The sequence below is a fragment of the Planococcus donghaensis MPA1U2 genome (assembly GCF_000189395.1).
In the GTDB taxonomy this organism is placed as follows: Bacteria; Bacillota; Bacilli; order Bacillales_A; family Planococcaceae; genus Planococcus; species Planococcus donghaensis_B.
Genome location: NZ_AEPB01000035.1, coordinates 1 through 17,184 on the forward strand (window position 1 = coordinate 1; position 17,184 = coordinate 17,184).

General features: G+C 40.2%; 19 protein-coding genes. 11 read left to right on the forward strand and 8 right to left on the reverse strand.

All coding sequences use genetic code 11. The features are described from left to right. Positions 1-22: 22 nt before the first annotated feature. From GPDM_RS10495 to GPDM_RS10510, 4 genes are all read right to left on the reverse strand, one after another. On the reverse strand, positions 23-325 hold the full coding sequence (locus tag GPDM_RS10495) for a DUF3219 family protein (RefSeq protein ID WP_008431224.1): 303 nt from the start codon (positions 323-325) through the stop codon (positions 23-25). Further along, on the reverse strand, positions 326-1,492 hold the full coding sequence (locus GPDM_RS10500; protein ID WP_008431226.1) for an acyl-CoA dehydrogenase family protein: 1,167 nt from the start codon (positions 1,490-1,492) through the stop codon (positions 326-328). 266 nt (positions 1,493-1,758) lie between these two features. Next, on the reverse strand, positions 1,759-2,814 hold the full coding sequence (locus GPDM_RS10505; RefSeq protein ID WP_008431227.1) for a YkvI family membrane protein: 1,056 nt from the start codon (positions 2,812-2,814) through the stop codon (positions 1,759-1,761). A 235-nt stretch (positions 2,815-3,049) separates the two neighbouring features. Continuing rightward, the gene (locus GPDM_RS10510) at positions 3,050-3,379 is read right to left on the reverse strand and encodes a YflT domain-containing protein (protein WP_008431229.1); all 330 of its coding nucleotides are present in this window, start codon (positions 3,377-3,379) and stop codon (positions 3,050-3,052) included. A gap of 118 nt (positions 3,380-3,497) precedes the next feature. On the opposite strand from GPDM_RS10510, the gene GPDM_RS10515 reads away from it, so the two are divergent. The 4 genes from GPDM_RS10515 to GPDM_RS10530 all read left to right on the forward strand — a co-directional run bounded on the left by GPDM_RS10515 (position 3,498) and on the right by GPDM_RS10530 (position 6,849). Next, positions 3,498-4,232, forward strand: a complete 735-nt coding sequence (locus tag GPDM_RS10515; RefSeq protein ID WP_008431231.1) for an MBL fold metallo-hydrolase — start codon at positions 3,498-3,500, stop codon at positions 4,230-4,232. A 158-nt stretch (positions 4,233-4,390) separates the two neighbouring features. Next, entirely contained in the window at positions 4,391-5,035 is a 645-nt protein-coding gene (locus GPDM_RS10520) for an NAD(P)-dependent oxidoreductase (protein WP_008431233.1), read from the forward strand. 162 nt (positions 5,036-5,197) lie between these two features. Further along, positions 5,198-5,464, forward strand: a complete 267-nt coding sequence (locus GPDM_RS10525) for a hypothetical protein (RefSeq protein WP_008431235.1) — start codon at positions 5,198-5,200, stop codon at positions 5,462-5,464. Between the two features lie 83 nt (positions 5,465-5,547). Continuing rightward, the gene (locus GPDM_RS10530; protein WP_008431236.1) at positions 5,548-6,849 is read left to right on the forward strand and encodes a purine/pyrimidine permease; all 1,302 of its coding nucleotides are present in this window, start codon (positions 5,548-5,550) and stop codon (positions 6,847-6,849) included. A gap of 384 nt (positions 6,850-7,233) precedes the next feature. Here the strand turns inward: GPDM_RS10530 and pepF are convergent, their stop codons facing one another. Continuing rightward, complete coding sequence (gene pepF / locus GPDM_RS10535) at positions 7,234-9,045, reverse strand: oligoendopeptidase F (protein ID WP_008431238.1); 1,812 nt, start codon at positions 9,043-9,045, stop codon at positions 7,234-7,236. A gap of 685 nt (positions 9,046-9,730) precedes the next feature. Between pepF and GPDM_RS10540 the strand changes: the two genes are divergently transcribed. Continuing rightward, positions 9,731-10,210, forward strand: a complete 480-nt coding sequence (locus tag GPDM_RS10540) for a PaaI family thioesterase (RefSeq protein ID WP_008431239.1) — start codon at positions 9,731-9,733, stop codon at positions 10,208-10,210. 32 nt (positions 10,211-10,242) lie between these two features. Further along, entirely contained in the window at positions 10,243-10,440 is a 198-nt protein-coding gene (locus GPDM_RS10545; protein ID WP_008431240.1) for a hypothetical protein, read from the forward strand. Positions 10,441-10,475: 35 nt separating this feature from the next. Here the strand turns inward: GPDM_RS10545 and GPDM_RS10550 are convergent, their stop codons facing one another. Then, a complete protein-coding gene (locus GPDM_RS10550) occupies positions 10,476-10,763 on the reverse strand; it encodes a hypothetical protein (protein WP_008431241.1) in 288 nt (95 codons plus the stop codon). Positions 10,764-10,892: 129 nt separating this feature from the next. On the opposite strand from GPDM_RS10550, the gene GPDM_RS10555 reads away from it, so the two are divergent. Both GPDM_RS10555 and GPDM_RS10560 read left to right on the forward strand, forming a co-directional pair. After that, entirely contained in the window at positions 10,893-11,573 is a 681-nt protein-coding gene (locus tag GPDM_RS10555) for a hypothetical protein (RefSeq protein WP_008431242.1), read from the forward strand. A 107-nt stretch (positions 11,574-11,680) separates the two neighbouring features. Continuing rightward, positions 11,681-12,589, forward strand: coding sequence for a catalase family peroxidase (locus GPDM_RS10560; protein ID WP_008431243.1), 909 nt, complete (start codon positions 11,681-11,683; stop codon positions 12,587-12,589). 166 nt (positions 12,590-12,755) lie between these two features. On the opposite strand, the gene GPDM_RS10565 is transcribed toward GPDM_RS10560, so the two are convergent. Both GPDM_RS10565 and GPDM_RS10570 read right to left on the reverse strand, forming a co-directional pair. After that, the gene (locus GPDM_RS10565) at positions 12,756-14,240 is read right to left on the reverse strand and encodes a glycine betaine uptake BCCT transporter (RefSeq protein WP_008431244.1); all 1,485 of its coding nucleotides are present in this window, start codon (positions 14,238-14,240) and stop codon (positions 12,756-12,758) included. A 90-nt stretch (positions 14,241-14,330) separates the two neighbouring features. Next, positions 14,331-14,891: an SLOG family protein gene (locus GPDM_RS10570; RefSeq protein WP_008431245.1), complete on the reverse strand. Its 561-nt coding sequence runs from the start codon at positions 14,889-14,891 to the stop codon at positions 14,331-14,333. Between the two features lie 158 nt (positions 14,892-15,049). Between GPDM_RS10570 and GPDM_RS10575 the strand changes: the two genes are divergently transcribed. The 3 genes from GPDM_RS10575 (at position 15,050) to GPDM_RS10580 (ending at position 17,160) form a co-directional block, all read left to right on the forward strand. Beyond that, positions 15,050-16,048, forward strand: coding sequence for a threonine ammonia-lyase (locus tag GPDM_RS10575; protein ID WP_008431246.1), 999 nt, complete (start codon positions 15,050-15,052; stop codon positions 16,046-16,048). 28 nt (positions 16,049-16,076) lie between these two features. Beyond that, entirely contained in the window at positions 16,077-16,229 is a 153-nt protein-coding gene (locus GPDM_RS16490) for a YfhE family protein (protein ID WP_008431247.1), read from the forward strand. Between the two features lie 157 nt (positions 16,230-16,386). Then, positions 16,387-17,160 carry an SDR family oxidoreductase gene (locus GPDM_RS10580; RefSeq protein WP_008431248.1) on the forward strand — a complete coding sequence of 258 codons (774 nt, stop codon included), beginning with the start codon at positions 16,387-16,389 and terminating at the stop codon, positions 17,158-17,160. Positions 17,161-17,184 lie beyond the last annotated feature (24 nt).

Here is a 17,184-nt window from a genome sequence, read left to right on the forward strand (position 1 = left end):
ATCTGGATTTTTTTATTTAGAACTAGTTTACTTCAGTCAACTCCAAATGATAGTCAGCTACTTGATTGGGTTTGTACAAATCAGTAATCGATGTGGAGTAATCCGTAATGGAGGCGTTAAATTCTGCATTTAGAGAAGGTATACGGATTCGGAAATTCATTTTATACAAAAGTGTAGCAATGTGATGATACTCTTCGCTTGCAACGTTAAAGTTGAAGGCGATTTTTCGGTTGTGCTGGTGAGCATTGGTCTGTTTATTCGTTTCTTCTTTAAAATTAGAAGTGTGTATTTCGGTATCATCAATCCAAATGATTGTGTTCGTCACTTATTTCACCTCTGTTTCCAATTGTTGAGTAAACTGCTGGATGGCTTTTACGGCCATTTGGCTTTTAACCATATCTTCCATAGGTGGATTGTAAAGGCCAGCCCGAACATTAAGGTAATGGCGGTGCATCGGATTGCCTTCAGAAAGTGCACGAGATCCGACAATTTTCATCGCTTTGTCTACGATTTCCATAGCGGCATGGGTCACGGCTATTTTTGTTATATTTAACGCTTCATCCATTCCGGCTTTGTTGTCTGTTAAATTGTAACGTTCTACAGTGCCATATAACAGATGCCGTGCGGTAGCCAACTGGAGTTCCATTTCACCGATCGTTTGTTGGATGGCCGGTGTCTGTGCAATGGGTTTTCCAAGTGATGCTGGCGTATAGTTTGCTGCAAACTCCACTGCATAAGCTCTTGCAGCGGCAGCAATGCCGATATAACAGGCAGGAATATGAAGTAGCCAACCTTTAGTGGATGCTGAAGTTCCTGAACGTTTTAGTATATGTGTTTTAGGAATGCGGACGTGATCGAGGATCAATGTATGGCTTGCAGTGCCTCTCATCGCTAACATGTCCCACGTTTCATCTATGGATACCCCATCCAACTGCCGGGGAATCACAACTGTGATAACTTCATCACTTTCCGTAGTGGCCGTGACAAAAATATAATCGAGTGCAGGTGCCATGGAAGTGTAGGTTTTTTGCCCAGTAACAATATAGAAATCCCCATCACTAACAGCAGTGGTGCGAGGCAATGCGCCTCTAGCAGGACTACCAGCGTTTGCTTCTGTTGCAGCGGTATTAATAAATGCGCCATTAGCGATTTCCGTCATTAGCCAATCTACAGGTTCTTTCAGCCAATGGTGATTTTCAGCGTACTCCAACACAATGCCAACATGCCATCCAATTGACAGAGCGGTTGCTCCAGAACCTTCCGCTATCGCTTCTTGGGCTAAGACGTATTCGTATAGACCGAAGCCTTGTCCACCGTTTTCTATGGGAAGGGTCAAGGTATGATAATTCATTTTTTTCAAATCGTTGATGTTGTCAAAAGGGAAAGAGCCACGCTTATCCAGTTCCGGTTCACGAGATTGGAAAACCGGCTGTAAAGAACGGATTTGATCGATGAGTAATTGTTGTTGAGGTGTTTTGATAAATTGATTCATACACTAGACTCCTTCCTTGTTCTGCTAGTCCGCCTTAAGCCTGTCGGAGCTAAACGGGCGCCTTCGCTTTTCTTATTGTCTAGCTCCGGCAGCCAGATTCTCGGGGTCATAAGTCACACCGACTGTACGGCTGAAAACATGCCGTTTCGCCGATGCGTCTTATGCCCGTCGAATCTACATGGCTGCCTCCGCTTTTCTTTTTACCGTACCATAAAAAAGCCGTCAAAGCAGTAGATCAGGCTTTGACGACTTGGGAAGATATTTAGTTAGGAAAGGTTCTTTTTATGTGGCTTTCGGATGTCGGCAACGATTAAAGCTCCGACGAGAAACAGACCGAGATAACCAATGGTTGGATAAAACAAACTAACCAGGTTTTTGAAACCTAAAAAGCTCAGAATATAGGCGACAAGCACAACGGCAGTAATGAAAATTCGGGATTTTGTTGTGCCCATCACTACAAAGCGTGTTGAGAATGAAAAGAGCATGCTAACTGCGGTGTTGTAAATCATACCGAAAAGAATAAAGGACATAAAGATGCCGAGAATCGGCGATAGGTTATCGGCGATTAGAAGCAATGGCATTGCTGAACTACCGACACCATCCACTTGTGAGAAAATTGCTAAGTGACTTAATATGATTAGTCCACCTAGAATGAGTCCGCCAATGAGACCACCGCGTGCGGCAACTTTTTCGTCTTTTTCAGTTCCTCCCATAACGATCGCCATTGATGCTCCAACAGCAATGTTAAACGATACATAGTTGATGGCAGATAAGAACCAGTTTGGCAAAGCAGAATCTTGATCGTTAGCAATTGGGTCTAATGAGGCGAATGTGGTGTCCATCGTTAGTAAACTATAAGCAGCTAGTCCAATAACGGCGATGATTAAAAATGGCGTGATGCTACCGATAATGGCAATCACTTTTTTTACATTTAACATAATCGTTAAAGCAACTAAAATCGCCATGACTGTACTGCCAAGTGGAGCGGGTAAATTGAATTGCTGTGAGAAAATTGAACCTGCGCCCGCGATCATCACAACGCCTACTCCGAATAAAGTTAAAATAATAATATAATCCACGATAGAACCAATTATTTTCCCACTGATTCCAAAAATAGCTTCTTTATGTGATGTTGTTTTCATCCGACTTCCAAGTCGAGTTAAACTCATTCCTAGATAGGCAAATAAAGCGGTTGCAAGAATTGCTGCAACGGTTCCCATATAGCCGAAGCTTGTAAAGTATTGGAGAATTTCTTGGCCAGAAGCAAATCCGGCTCCGACGATGATGCCAACAAAGGCACTACCCATTCTTAAACTTTTCATGATGTTCCTCCTAGATGATGTTAGTGCATGGATAAGTTTTTTAAAAATTGAAAAATTCCTATTTAAATATAACAAAAGTAGGAAAGCTCTACAATTGAAAGCCCAATAATAATGAAAGTGTTTTTGTGATTTTAAGAGTAAAGTGTATGTAATAAACAAATTAAAATAACAAGGAAATAGAAAAAAGTACACAAAAAACATCGCCAGTTAAGACTGACGATGCTTGAATCGATAACTAGTTTAAATCTTTGTTTGCGATAATAACTAATTTGCCTTTATCAAGCTCTTCTTCGTACTCTGCTGCTTCTTGTGTCGATAAACCAGCTGCTGCCATTTTAGCGCGTAATTCGTCGCCTCGTGAAACAGTCATGTTTTTCATACTGTCTAAAAAGCCTTGTTCTTTCATGCCTACTTCTTCTGTGTCCAACGCTTTTGTAATATCTTTGCCACGTTTTTTATCATGCGCAAAAATGTAGATATCATCGTGGGTATAGCCTTGTGTTTCTAATTTCTCAATTTCCGATTTGGCTTGAAGTGCGTTTTCGACTGTCATTTTCAAAGTCAATGTAATCCCTCCAATTAATTTCTTATTACTATGCATACCACGGTGGATTGGAGCTTAAACAAAAAAACGTCTCCCCAATCAGTTATACTAAAGAAAAGTGAAGTGAGGAGTGGTTTTTTTGAAGGTTATTCCGATAGGTATTTGGGGAGGTTATCCCAACAAAAATGAAGCGACTTCCGCATTTTTAATCGAACAAGATGGTTTTCGGTGTTTAGTAGATTGTGGCAGTGGTGTATTAGGAGCTGTTCAAAATTATACGGAACTGCGTGAGTTAGACGCGGTAATCATCAGTCATTATCATCCAGATCACGTAGCGGATATCGGTGTGTTGCAACACGCAGCCATGGTTGGTATGCAATTGAAAGAGTGGAATACGCCACTATACATCTATGCGCATGACAAAGATTTAGAAGAGTTTAACAAGCTTTCTTATAAAGGGGTTACAGAAGGTCGTGCGATACAAGCTTCGGAAACACTCGAACTCGGACCGTGGAAAGTTACATTTTGCGAAACGATTCATCCTGTCTATTGTCTAGCTATGAGGTTTACTGCGAACGGGAGAACCGCTGTATTTACTGCAGATACCGCTTGGAAAGATGAATTGATCGATTTTTCTCGGGATGCGGACCTTTTAGTCGCAGAGTCAAATCTATACGAAAAGTATATTGGTATTATTGGGGGACACATGAGTGGTAGCCAAGCAGGGAAACTTGCAGAACAGGCTGGTGCCAAGCAATTGCTGCTAACTCACCTTCCGCAATATGGAGAGTTAAATGAAATTTTAACCTCTGCAAAATCGACTTATACTGGTGAAGTTGAGTTTGCAGTAATCGGCAAAACTTATCACATTTGATGTGCAGATATAAGCAGATAGTTTGTATACCAAATAGGTTCATTCTATTCTTTAAGTAAATGCTAAGAAACTTCAAGAAATCGCTACTGTCTAATTACTTAAGAGAAAGCTGATTGTTTTATTGTCTGTCTAGAGAAAAAAGACTGGAGGAGAATAAGATGAAAATAGGGATTATCGGGGCCACAGGCAAAGCGGGGAACTTGATTTTAAAAGAAGCATTAAGAAGACGTCATGAAGTAACTGCAATTGTTAGAGATTCACAAAAAGCCGAACATCTAAACGTCCCGATTATAGAAAAGGATGTTTTTAGTTTAACTGCGGAAGATCTATCTCCATTCGATGTAGTAGTTAATGCATTTGGTGTCCCACCTGAAAAAGCAGAGCAGCATATTGAAGCCGGTAAAATTTTAATCAATGCACTTAAAGAAACACCAAACACTCGATTGATTGTAGTTGGGGCTGCTGGCAGTTTGTTTGTAGACGAAGCAAGAACGACGCGGCTAGCGGAAACTCCAGAGTTTCCTGAAGCATTTAAATCGATAGCTAGTAGCCAAGCGCAAAATTTGGCTAATTTAGAAAAAGCAGAAGGGATTCATTGGACATATTTAACACCAGCGGCATTTTTTGATCCGAAAGGTCACCGTACAGGTCGTTATCAAAAAGGCAACGATGGATTTATCGTTAATAGTAAAGGCAAGAGTTACATTAGTTATGCTGATTATGCCATTGCACTTGTTGATGAAATCGAAAGTGGAGAGCATCAAAACAGACGATTTACCGTTGTTTCTGAAAATCATCTATAGTTTGAAAAAGCCGGTTTCTACAAAAATCGGCTTTTTCTATTCGTAAAGTGATTGACTATTGAAAACCATCTGCCATGAAATGTTCACGTTCCTCAATTAAACAATAGCTTGAATCATGTATAATAAGATGAAACTTGAGGTTTAAAGGTGGGAATTAACACAATGGATTTTCTATATTTTCCTGATGACAAATCGGAATACATCCCTGGGATTATTTCTGTGGTAATTATATTCATATTGTCCGTACTGATTGTACGGTTATTAGTTAGAGCTTCGCGTAAGCAAGTGAAAAGTTTAGAAGAACAAGGTTACCCAGTTGTCTATAAAGACGGCTTTGATGGAGATAAGACAGAAGAAGAAATCTTAGAGCCACAAAAAGCTGTAGACTCCGCAAACGAAAAGAAATTACGTAAGAAAAAAGAGACCTGACAGCCGTCAGGTTTCTTTTTTGGTTCTTTCACTAGGTGTATACTGGAAACAATGAGGAAAATGAAGAGATGGAGGCACTGTTTATGAAGAATATCTTCGGCGGAGTACAATGGGCGGTTTTCTTAATTGCTTCTTCCATCGCAGCACCCATCGCAATTGCCAGTATTTTTGGCATGGATACGACAGAAACTGCCCTCTTCTTACAGCGCACGATGTTTGTTTTAGGAATTGCTTGCTTAGTGCAAGCCTTTATCGGACACCGTATGCCAATTAACGAAGGACCAGCCGGTTTATGGTGGGGGATATTTATTGTTTATGCTGGGTTAGTTGGTATTATGTATGGAACTATGGAAGAATCTCTTCAAGCCTTGCAAAGCGGTTTATTGTACAGTGGCGTTTTGTTTATCGTATTTGCTTATTCAGGACTCGTCGATAAACTAAAGGTTTTATTTACACCGACCATCACGTTTGTTTACCTTTTGTTATTGGTCCTTCAAATCAGTGAGTCGATTATCGCAGGTTTACTAGGCATCGTAACAAAAGGTGATCCCGTAGATGGACTGGTCCTGCTAGGGAGTATAATTGTAATCGTATTAACGTTCTTTTTCATGAACCATGAACTGCCTTGGATTAGTCGTTATTCGGTGTTGTTTGCAATTGCTACAGGGTGGTTCATTTTCTGGGTTTTTGGCAAATTACCAGAAACTGCAGAGGGTACAGGTTCGTTAATATCTCTACCAGAGATGCTCGTTTTTGGACCGTTAATTTGGGATAGTGGCATGTTCGTAACGGCCTTGTTTTTAACAATTTTACTACTTGCCAATATGATGGCATCGATTCGTGTTATGGAAAGTGTATTGAAAAATTCTTTTTCGATTGATGCACCTGATCGAGTTAAACAAGCATCAGCAGCTTCTGGTATTAATCATATTGTGGCAGGATTGTTTTCTTCTATCGGGCCTGTGCCAATTTCAGGAGCGGCTGGATTTGTCAGCGCCACTAGAACACCTATGCTTAGACCCTTTATTTTTGGAGGCATCCTTGTAGTGCTGATTAGTTTTTTTCCAACACTCATGGCAATTCTTGCGTCTCTACCGGCTCCTGTAGCGTATGCTGTTATCTTTGCAGTATTCACCAAAATGGTCGAGATGGCTTTTGTTGAATTGGAAAATGAAAAAGACAGGCTACACTCTTATAAAGTGGCGGCTTTCGGGCTGATGAGCGGAGTTGGTATTATGTTTGTTTCTCCAGAAAGCATGGCCAACTTGCCTTCGGTTGTGTCGGCGACATTGTCAAACGGATTAATTACTGGAACCATTATTGCCATTTTGATAGAACAGTTATTGTTGCGGAAAAAACAACGTGAAAAAACCGGACGCGTGTAGGAATTGCGTCCGGTTTTTCTATTGTCCAGGCTCCAGCGGCTAGCTCTTTGGGTCATAAGCCGTCTTGGCTGTGCGGCAAAGAACGCCGCTTCGCCAATCTGTCTTATGCCCGGCAGAGCTACACAGCCGCTTGCGCTTTTCTTATTGTCCAGGCTCCAGCGGCTAGTCCCTCGGGGTCTTAAGGCAGCCCACTACGGAAATCAGGATTTCCTGCGTGTTCTGCCTTAAGCCTGTCGGGACTACACAGCCGCTTGCGCTTTTCTTATTGTCCAGGCTCCAGCGGCTAGCTCTTTGGGTCATAAGCCATCTTAGCTGTGCGGCAAAGAACGCCGCTTCGCCAATCTGTCTTATGCCCGGCAGAGCTACACAGCCGCTTGCGCTTTTCTATTCCGCTTCGATTTCTTCTGTTAGTTTAACCAGTTCATCGATTAGTTCGCCAATGTAAGCGATCGTGTCGCGAAGCGGTTGTTCGGTCGTGATGTCAACGCCGGCCATTTGTGCGAGTTCTACCGGATCTTTAGTGCCTCCAGCTTTTAGAACTTCTAGCCATTCGTTTACAGCAGGTTGTCCTTCTTTTAAAATACGTTTAGATACTTGTGTGGAGATAGTTAAACCAGCACTGTACGTATATGGATACAAGCCCATGTAATAATGCGGTTGGCGCATCCACGTTAACTCTGCACCTTCATTTATTTCGACAGTGTTTCCCCAGAAATCTTCTAATACTTTACGTTTGATCGAGTTTAATATTCCAGCATTTACACTTTGTCCTGCATCAATGCGCTCGTATACTTTACGTTGATAAGCGGCTTCAAGCAAATGAGTAACAAAGTTATGATAATAAGTTCTAGCAACAATTGATGAAATGACCCAGCGTTTAAACTTCGGATCCTCCGAGTTTTTCAATAAATGATTGGCAACGAGCATTTCATTCATTGTCGAAGGTGCTTCGATAAAGTAAAGAGATGGTCTGCCATTAAAAATGTTTTGTTCTTGATGCGCATGATAGAAATGGCCAGCATGGCCAAGTTCGTGAGCTAATACAAAGACCTCATTCATACGACCTGTCCAAGAAATTAAAATATAGGGATGATCGCCATAAGGGCTAGAACAAAAAGCACCTGTTGATTTTCCTTTGTTTTGTGCAAAGTCAATCCATCTTTCAGAATAAGAACGATCGATCATTTCCAGGTAATCAGGTCCCATAATAGAAAGCGCATCATCAATATACTGTTTGGATTCAGCTACCGTAATCTCAGGTTCATAGCTTGGATCTAACGAAATTTTTAAATCAGCAAATGTCATTTGCTCAAGACCATGAACCTTTTGCAGTAATTTCGCGTATTTGCGCATGTGTGGAGCGAGTTCAGTTGTGATCAAATCAATTTGGCGATCGTAGAGAGTACGATCTACTTCTTGATTAAACAACAGGTAGTCAAAAATACTGTCATACCCACGCAAATCGGCAGTAGTTTTTTCGTTCTGTAATTGCATGTCATAAGTTTTAGCAGTTGTTTGTTGATACTCTTTTAGTTTTTTAGAAAAAGCATCAAATGCAGCACGTCTGAGTTCAGTATTTGTTTCAGCTTCCCAGTCGCCTTCAAAAGAGCCATAGCTTAAAGGGTACTTCTGACCGTTTACTTCAAAGTCTTCGAAATCGATATCACCCATTTTTGTTGTATTGTAAAGTCCATAAGGTGCGCTAAAAGTAGAAGAATAAGCGGCTAAGCTTTTTTCAGCTTCTGGATGCAATTGGTAAGGTTTCTTACGCAATAATTTTTTTAAGAATACACTGAATTCCGTTGATTGTTCCATCGCTTGCTCGAGTGTTTCGGTTGGTAGAGCAAGAAGTTCACTCGTGATAAAAGACAGTTGACTTCCGATTTTAGCAGCAGTAGCGCCAAATTTGCTCGCTTGTAATTGAGCTTCATCATTGGTTTGATCTGTACTTGCGGTTAAATTTGCATGAGTGCTCAACAAAACCATTTTTTCCATAAATCTCATATACGCTGTTAAGACCAAAGTGATTGATTCTGGATCTACAATTGTACCTTGAAACTTTTTATTTATAGCTTCTGCTTGTTGTGCTAAGTCTTCTAATTGTTGGTTGAAGTCAGGAGAACTACTAATTAGACTAGATAAATCCCATGTTTCTTCAACAGGAACAGCTGAGCGGGCGGGCAAACTTTTAACCAAATAAATCTCTCCTCTATGTATTACGGATAACGAACTAATTATTAGTATAATCGGCAAGTACAGAAATGTAAAAAAAATAGTTAAGAATATAAAAAAGATTTAAAAAATAGGTTTCAATCTAGTATCAAGGTGGGTACTATACAAATACAAGGCGGAATTACCGTTGAAAGACACGACTGGATTCGATTCAGAATCGCCTTTTAACGAGAAACTGCACAGCCTTGGCGGGAAATTTGCTTTACTGACGATATTCACTCTTGTCAGGAACCATCGTTTATCAGGTTTCTATCCGGAAAGTGTTTCAAACAGTAAGATGTAAGTTTTTTGTGGAAGTGCAATTGAAAGCCTGACTGCAGAACTAACAAATTCACTGAGAAGTAAATGTGAACCTAACTGCCTTATTGGCAAATGACAGTCAGCGTAACTAAACTGCAATGACGAGAGTTTCGTATTCGTCAGAGATTTTCAGTTTGTAGAAAGAATTTAATAAGATTTTCCGCGTGCAAAAAATCTCTCAGGATTTTCGAGAGATGGTAAAAGAAAAAGGCATGATCTGATGAAAAGGATCATGCCTTTTTCTTTGGCTTTTGAACTATCAGATTATTTAGTGTAATCTGTTTGTATAAGCTATTATTTACACGAATTTGCGTTTAGATTATTGAATTTCACAAAAGGGGAATCAGTCATGGGAGAACATTCGGTCGTCGCTATACAAGATGAGTATGCGGAAGACTTCGCGTGGTGTTATGGTTGTGGTCGACTTAATAAGGAAGGGCATCAATTTCGGACAGTTTGGAATGGGGAAGAAACAGTGACGATGTATAAGCCACAAGAAGAACACACAGCTATTCCAGGATTTGTGTATGGTGGCATACTTGCTTCGTTAGTAGATTGTCATGGAACCGGATCAGCTTCTTTAGCACTTCACCGGAAAAATGGTTTTGAACCAGGTAGTGGGGAAGCACCACCGCGTTTTGTTACGGCTTCTTTGCATGTTGATTATTTAAAGCCGACACCTCAAGGTATTGAACTTAAGGCAGTGGGGAAAATTGAAGAAATCCATCCGAAGAAATTTAAAGTAACAACAGAGGTGTACGCGGGAGATACACTTTGTGCAACAGGTGAAGTGACGGCAGTAGTAATGCCGGCTTCTTTTGCTAAATAGGTTGAACAAAGCTAGAGAAGGAGTGCTTGATAATGACAGAGAACAAAAACGAAGCAGAACAAGTTGAACGTTCAGAAGAACCAGAAGTAGTTGAACCGGAAACAGAATCTGTGAAAGAAACTTCTAAATTTGATGAAATTTACAGCAATATCGCATCTAATCGATATGAGAACTTACGGACTAGTCATATTGAACAAAAGGCAAAAGAGTTAAGAAAACGAACAAAATAAAAGATCGAGTGTGTTTGCACTAGATCTTTCCTTTTTTAAAGCTTTTCAATTTCTTCTGAGACAACAAAAGCCAAATCATCATTGCCAAAAAGCTGCAAAACGTCTAATAAGGTATGATGGTCAATAGCTAATTCCTCTGTGTCGGACTGCTCGATTGCATCAGTCAAAACGGGGCTTAGAAGTTGACCTGGGTATGCACGCTGATAAAGTTCAGCTGGATCTAAATCGTAATTTATACACCATTGAACAAAAAGCTGGACCATAATTTGTTCATCTTGCTGGTATTTTTTGATGATGTATTCATCTCGATTTTCGTTATTCATTTAGCGCACCTCCCTCGTAAATAGTTTGATGATAAGTAGCATACCAAACAATTCGAGTGCCTGCATGGACTTCTATCGATTTTTCCTCTAGAATAAAGCCATGGCAATGATAGTATCGGAGGGTTAATGATGAAATTACTTCAAGTAAGAAAAGGACAATTTGTTTATTATCAAAATGAGTTACACAAGGTGTACTCTGTAAAACCACTGGCTAAAAAGTCGGTATTGATGTTCCGGGTAAAAGATATGGAGCAAGTAGACTGCAAGGCGGAAGAAATTACACTTTATAAACCGAAACACATGGACTCTTTCTTGTTCTTCGGATCTCGGTATACGTTACTTGAGAATCAACCAGCTGAAGAAGGCGGGTATATCTTAATTACAAAACCGGACCCGGATTACATGGATCATTATTCATTGAATGAGTTCGAAAAAGTAGAGTCTGTTGAAGGAAACAATGTCATTACGACGCGTCAAAACACTGTGAAAGCAAAAGAGTTTCTTGTTATGTCTCCTGGAGAAGCAACAGGCAGCAATGATATTATCTATCTTGATAAATCAAAAGTTTCAGCTGATCAGTTGGAACAAGATGCTCAATTAGAAGAAGCATTACGTGAAAAGAGTGCAATTCGTCCTTCTATTGGAGATGTTTACTTGAACTTGGATAACACAGGGACTGCAATGGTAGTAGCGATTGTTGATGAAGAAGTAGTTTTAGGTACAGGAGACCGACTTACTTTCCATCAATTGTACAAAGCAGACAACTGGAGTTACCTATACAACATTAACGACGGTGAATTCAGACAATAATAAGTAAAAGGCGACCTCTAAGGGTCGTCTTTTTTTAGGTTAAACTTTACTTGTAGAGACGTTTAATAGGTAGAAAAGGGGTATGAAAGACCATAAGAGGTGATGAAATGGAAAAGTTGGCAAAAACAACGATTGATCAAATTGAAAAGGTGTTTGATGTACCAGCGGGTTACCGTCGAGCTCATGCGAGAGGGACGAGTTATCGTGCTCATTTTACCGCTACAGGTTCAGCCAAACATTTAACTAAAGCACCTCACTTTCAAAGTGGAGAAAGTGAAGCATTGGTGCGTTTTTCGCATTTTTCTCCAGATCCCAAATGGACCGATGCAATGTCTCCAGTTAAAGGAATGGCGGTTCAATTCCTTTTAGCAAATGGGGAAGTGACAAATATCGTTGGTGTCACCTCACCAATCTTCTTTGCCAAAACCCCTGAGATCTTTAGTGAGATGCTCGGTGTAGTAAAATCGTTTAAAAAAGGAAAACCTAGCTTAAAAGAACTGGGGAGTTTATTAGCGGACTATCCTGAAAGTGGAGCGATGCTTACTAATATCCGGAAAATGCAGGCTCCTTCTAGTTTTGCTACAGGTCAATATTATGCAATTCATGTTTTTTATTTTATTAATGAGAAGAATCAGCGGCAGCCGATTAAATATCTTTGGGGACCCGAAGAAGGAGTAGACAGCTTGTCTCCACTGGATACAGTTTCCTTATCTACAGGTTCTTTTGAACAGGAAATCGAAGAACGTATCGCAACAGGACCTGTAAAATTCCGATTGGATATTATAGTGGGGCAGCCAGAAGATCCCACTGATGACCCGACAAAAGAGTGGCCAAAAGAACGAGAAAAACTAACTTTAGGAACTTTAACGATTACAGAAGCTACAGAAGAAGCAGAAAATATTGTCTTTGATCCAACAATTATGACAGCGGGAATTGAATGCTCAGAGGACCGGATATTAAATTTTCGTCACCATGCGTATCAAATTTCTCATCACCGGAGAACTTTAGAAACTTAAAAAGCACAGCTCATTTTCAAATAAGGCGTCTAATGGCTCTCGAATAGTTTCTGTATGCATATACAAAACACCTCCGAGTATACTCATTAGTTGTTCTATACCCCAACTCTTCTGAATTTGGCCATAAGAAAAACCGGCCTCAGAATTTTTTCTGAGGCCGGTTTTTTTATTTTTTCATCATTTTTAACTCTAAGTTCAATGCTTTAACTAAAGCAAAAAGCATAAGAATGATGACGAATGAAAATGGCAATGCCGCAATAATGATTGTATTTTGGACAGCTGTCAAACCACCTACCGATAATAAGATAGCAGCAATCATTGATTGCGCAATTCCCCATAAAATCTTGATTTGGTTGCTAGGCAATAATGAGCCGCGAGTTGATTGCATGCCTAACACGAAAGTGGCTGAATCAGCTGATGTGATAAAGAATGTGCTAACGAGCAAAATTGCGATAATCGACATGACAAATCCAAAAGGCAGTTCATTGAACATTGCAAATAAGGTCTGTTCGGTTGGAAAAGCGGTCAAGTCGATGCCACTTTTTTGAATATTGATAGCAGTTGTTCCAAAAGTCGCAAACCAGATTGAGCCGAATACTGTTGGCGCAATTACTACGCCAGTAAGAAATTCGCGAATCGTACGACCTTTTGAAATGCGGGCGATAAACATGCTGACAAAAGGAGCCCATGAAATCCACCATGCCCAATAGAAAATTGTCCAGCCGTCTAACCAACTGCGATTTCCCGCATCTAGTGGGGCAGATTTAAAACTCATGCTGATTAAGTTTTGGATATACTCTCCAAAAGTTTCAGTGAACATATTCAAAATTAAAAGAGTTGGTCCGAGTATTAAAACCAATACCAGTAAAACGACAGCGACAATCATATTAACATTAGATAAATATTTAATGCCTTTGTTTAGTCCAGACCATGCAGAGATGATGAACAAAATAGTAACGACGCCGATGATGATCATTTGCACCCAGTATTCTTGTGGTGCACCGAACAGATAAGCGATTCCTCCATTAATTTGAGCAGCGCCAAAGCCAAGTGAAGTTGCCACACCAAATACTGTAGCAAAAACAGCGAGCACATCAACGAGCGTCCCTAATGGTCCATTCATTTTGTCTCCGAAAATCGGCTTTAATGTTGAAGAAATTAAGGCAGGTTCTCCTTTTCTAAATTGGAAAAATGCTAAAGATAAAGCGACCATTCCGTACATCGTCCAGATGTGTATGCCCCAATGAAAATAGGTCCGCTGCAATGATTCTTTAAACGCTGCATCGGTGCCGGGTTCTGCTGTAGGTGGTTGAACAGCAAAATGAGATAACGGCTCGGAAGCACCATAGAAAACAAGACCAATTCCCATTCCTGCAGAAAATAGCATAGAAATCCAGCTAAATGTTGAAAATTCTGGGCGATCTGAGTCTTTCCCAAGTCGGATTTTCCCGTAAGGACTGACAATGATGATACCTACAAAAATCATCAAAATTCCCATAATCATTAAATAATACCAACCGAATGCTGTATTAATATAGTTGCGAATACTGCCGGTAGCAGATTCGAATGTTTCAGGTGCAATGACCCCAAACGCGACAGTTAAGATGATTAGCGCAAATGTAATGTAAAAGACTTTCGAAGCTTTTTTCATAGTTCCCCCTGGTAATAGTTTTTTAACATAGTTGTTAAGGTTACCTAAAAGAAGCTGCGTAGTCAACTAAGGATAGGGGGATATGCGTTATTAATGGTCCCAATCATTCATTTGTTCTTCTTCTGTCACAACCCGTAAATCATCCCCGGTTATGGTCAATACTTGATAGTCACATTTTTCAGCGTAACGTTCAGCTTCTTTTTTGATGAACTTAGGTGAACCATCTGTTTCTTCATCGTAAAGAATCAAGATGCCATCAGAGTTGCGTAAAAAAAATTTGTTTTTCTCGATAAACTGCCAAGGAGCTTCGTAAGGTTTGCTTGTTAAGCTTCGGTGAAAGTCAGCTTGATCGATTATCATCTGGTAATTTTCCTGTTTGGTTTCGTTCCACCTTTTTTCCTGTTCGAGGAATGGTGTCAATACAGCATATTTCAATTGAGGAAATTCTTCTTTCATATCAAGAACTACTTCAGCAGCCCAAGTTTCGACTCCGAGCTGTCCGCTTACAATAACCCATTCTAACCCTTCATCAAGTAAAGCGCGAAACCGGTTCTCTAATGCTTTCTTTATAAAGCGAATGCCTGGGTTTTTTTCGTCGAATATGCCAAGTTCATGTTGTTTATAACCGGTGACTACCAGTCGTTTTAACAATTGCTCCACCCCTTTCAACTCATACAATTCAACTCATACAATTTAGTTTACAGGAAAGAAAGGGGCTTTAATACTCGCTTTAGTTATTAGAATAATTAATTTAATCTAGTTAGACGTGATAAGATATGAACATATTAAAAGTTAAAGGAGTAGATAGAATGGTACTTTTAAACGACGTAAAAAAAGCACATGAAAAAATACAAAATCGCATTCACGTAACCCCAATTATTACTTCTTCGCAATTAAATAAGCATTGTGAAAGGGAAGTGTTTTTAAAAGCCGAGCATCTCCAAAAAACGGGTTCATTTAAAATAAGAGGAGCAACAAACGCTGTGATGCAAGCAGTTGCAGCAGGTGCAAGCTTTGTCACAGCTGCTTCATCTGGAAATCATGGGCAGGCGGTTGCTTACATTGCTGGTCAGTTAGGCGTATCCGCAGTAATTGTAGTGCCAGAGGATGCGAGTCGCGCTAAAATAGAAGCCATTAAAGATTATGGAGCAGAAATCGAGTATTGCGGACTGACCTCTGATGAACGGATACCAAGAGCTAAGCAACGCGCCAAAGAAAGAAACGGTGTGTATATTCCCCCTTATGACGATCCGGCGGTAATTGCGGGACAAGGAACAATCGCATTAGAAATTTTAGAGCAGTTGCCTAATGTCGATGTAATTGTTGTACCAGTCGGGGGAGGTGGGTTGATGAGTGGGATTTTATGCGCGGTCAAAAATTCGAAACCAGAAGTTCACGTCGTGGGGGTAGAGCCGGAAAGTGCCAATGATACGTATCTTTCGCTTCAAAACAGAAGGATCACGGCGATTTCTGGAACGTCAACCTTGGCAGATGGACTACGTACCACACAGCCGGGAGATGTAACATTTCCTATCCTACAAGAGCATTTAGACGAATTGGTCTTAGTTACAGAAGAAGAAATAAAAAAAGCATTTCAATTTCTCCTAGAACGCACTAAGCAATTGGTAGAACCCTCAGGTGCGACGGCTCTAGCAGCTGTAATGGTCGGTAAAGTTGGAAAGCCAAATGAAAAAATTGCGGTGGTTTTGTCCGGTGGAAATGTAGATCTCTATCAAATTTCAACCCTTTTAAAAAACGACATGTTTAACGATGAACTGAGCGGGAAAAAAGGCAGTAAAGAAGTATAGAGATTAAATCTGAAAGGGATTGGTGAAAATGAGTAACGAAAAAGAACCGCATGAAAAGTTGACAGATAAAGATTTGGATTTAACCTCAGCACAAGAAGTACACTACAGTGAAGATTTTAAAAAAGCGGATAATGCAGCCAAAGAGGACGATCAACAAAAAAACAAAGATGATGATAAGTAAGAAGCAAGCGGATTTATTACTCAGGTAATAAATCCGCTTGTTTTTTTTGTCATCTGCTTCTTGCAATAAAAAATTGAAAGGGCTAACATGAAGTTTAAGTATTCTGAACATACCGACTAGTCAGTATAAAGTGAGTTGCCTATAAGGAGGACAAAAGATGACCGTCATGAATTTATTTAAGTTAGAAGGAAAGACCGCGATTATTACAGGGGGAGGCAGAGGTCTTGGCGCAATGATGGCAGAAGCTTTTGCTGAAGCAGGTGCCAATATTGTCGTTTGTTCTCGAAAGCTGGAAGCCTGTCAAGAAACGACAAACAAACTCGAGCAAATGGGTGTAAAAACATTAGCGGTAGCTTGTGACGTGACGAATGAACGGGATGTAGAAAATGTGATTCAAAAAACGCTCGAAAAGTTTGGGTCAATTGATATTTTAGTAAATAATTCTGGTGCAACTTGGGGAGCCCCTGTTATTAATATGCCACTAGATGCGTGGAAAAAAGTAATGGATGTAAATGTGACAGGTACATTCCTAATGAGCCGCGAAGTTGGAAAAACCATGATTGAACAAAACAGTGGAAAAATCATTAATATTGCATCGGTTGCTGGATTGGGTGGGATTGACCCAACGTTGATGGACACTATCGGCTACAATACCAGCAAAGGTGCAGTTATCACGTTCACGAAAGATTTAGCTGCAAAATGGGGACAGCATAATATTAATGTCAATGCGATAGCGCCCGGTTTCTTTCCAACTAAAATGTCCAAAGCCGTGATGGAAAAAGGCCAAGAAGGTTTACTCGCTAAAACACCTTTAAATCGATTTGGAACAGAAGAAGATTTAAAAGGAACTGCTTTGTTTTTAGCATCAAAGGCATCGGATTACATAACGGGGGATGTTGTTATCGTAGATGGTGGTATGCATGTTCTTTAGTCTATAGGAAAACGAATGGCGGCG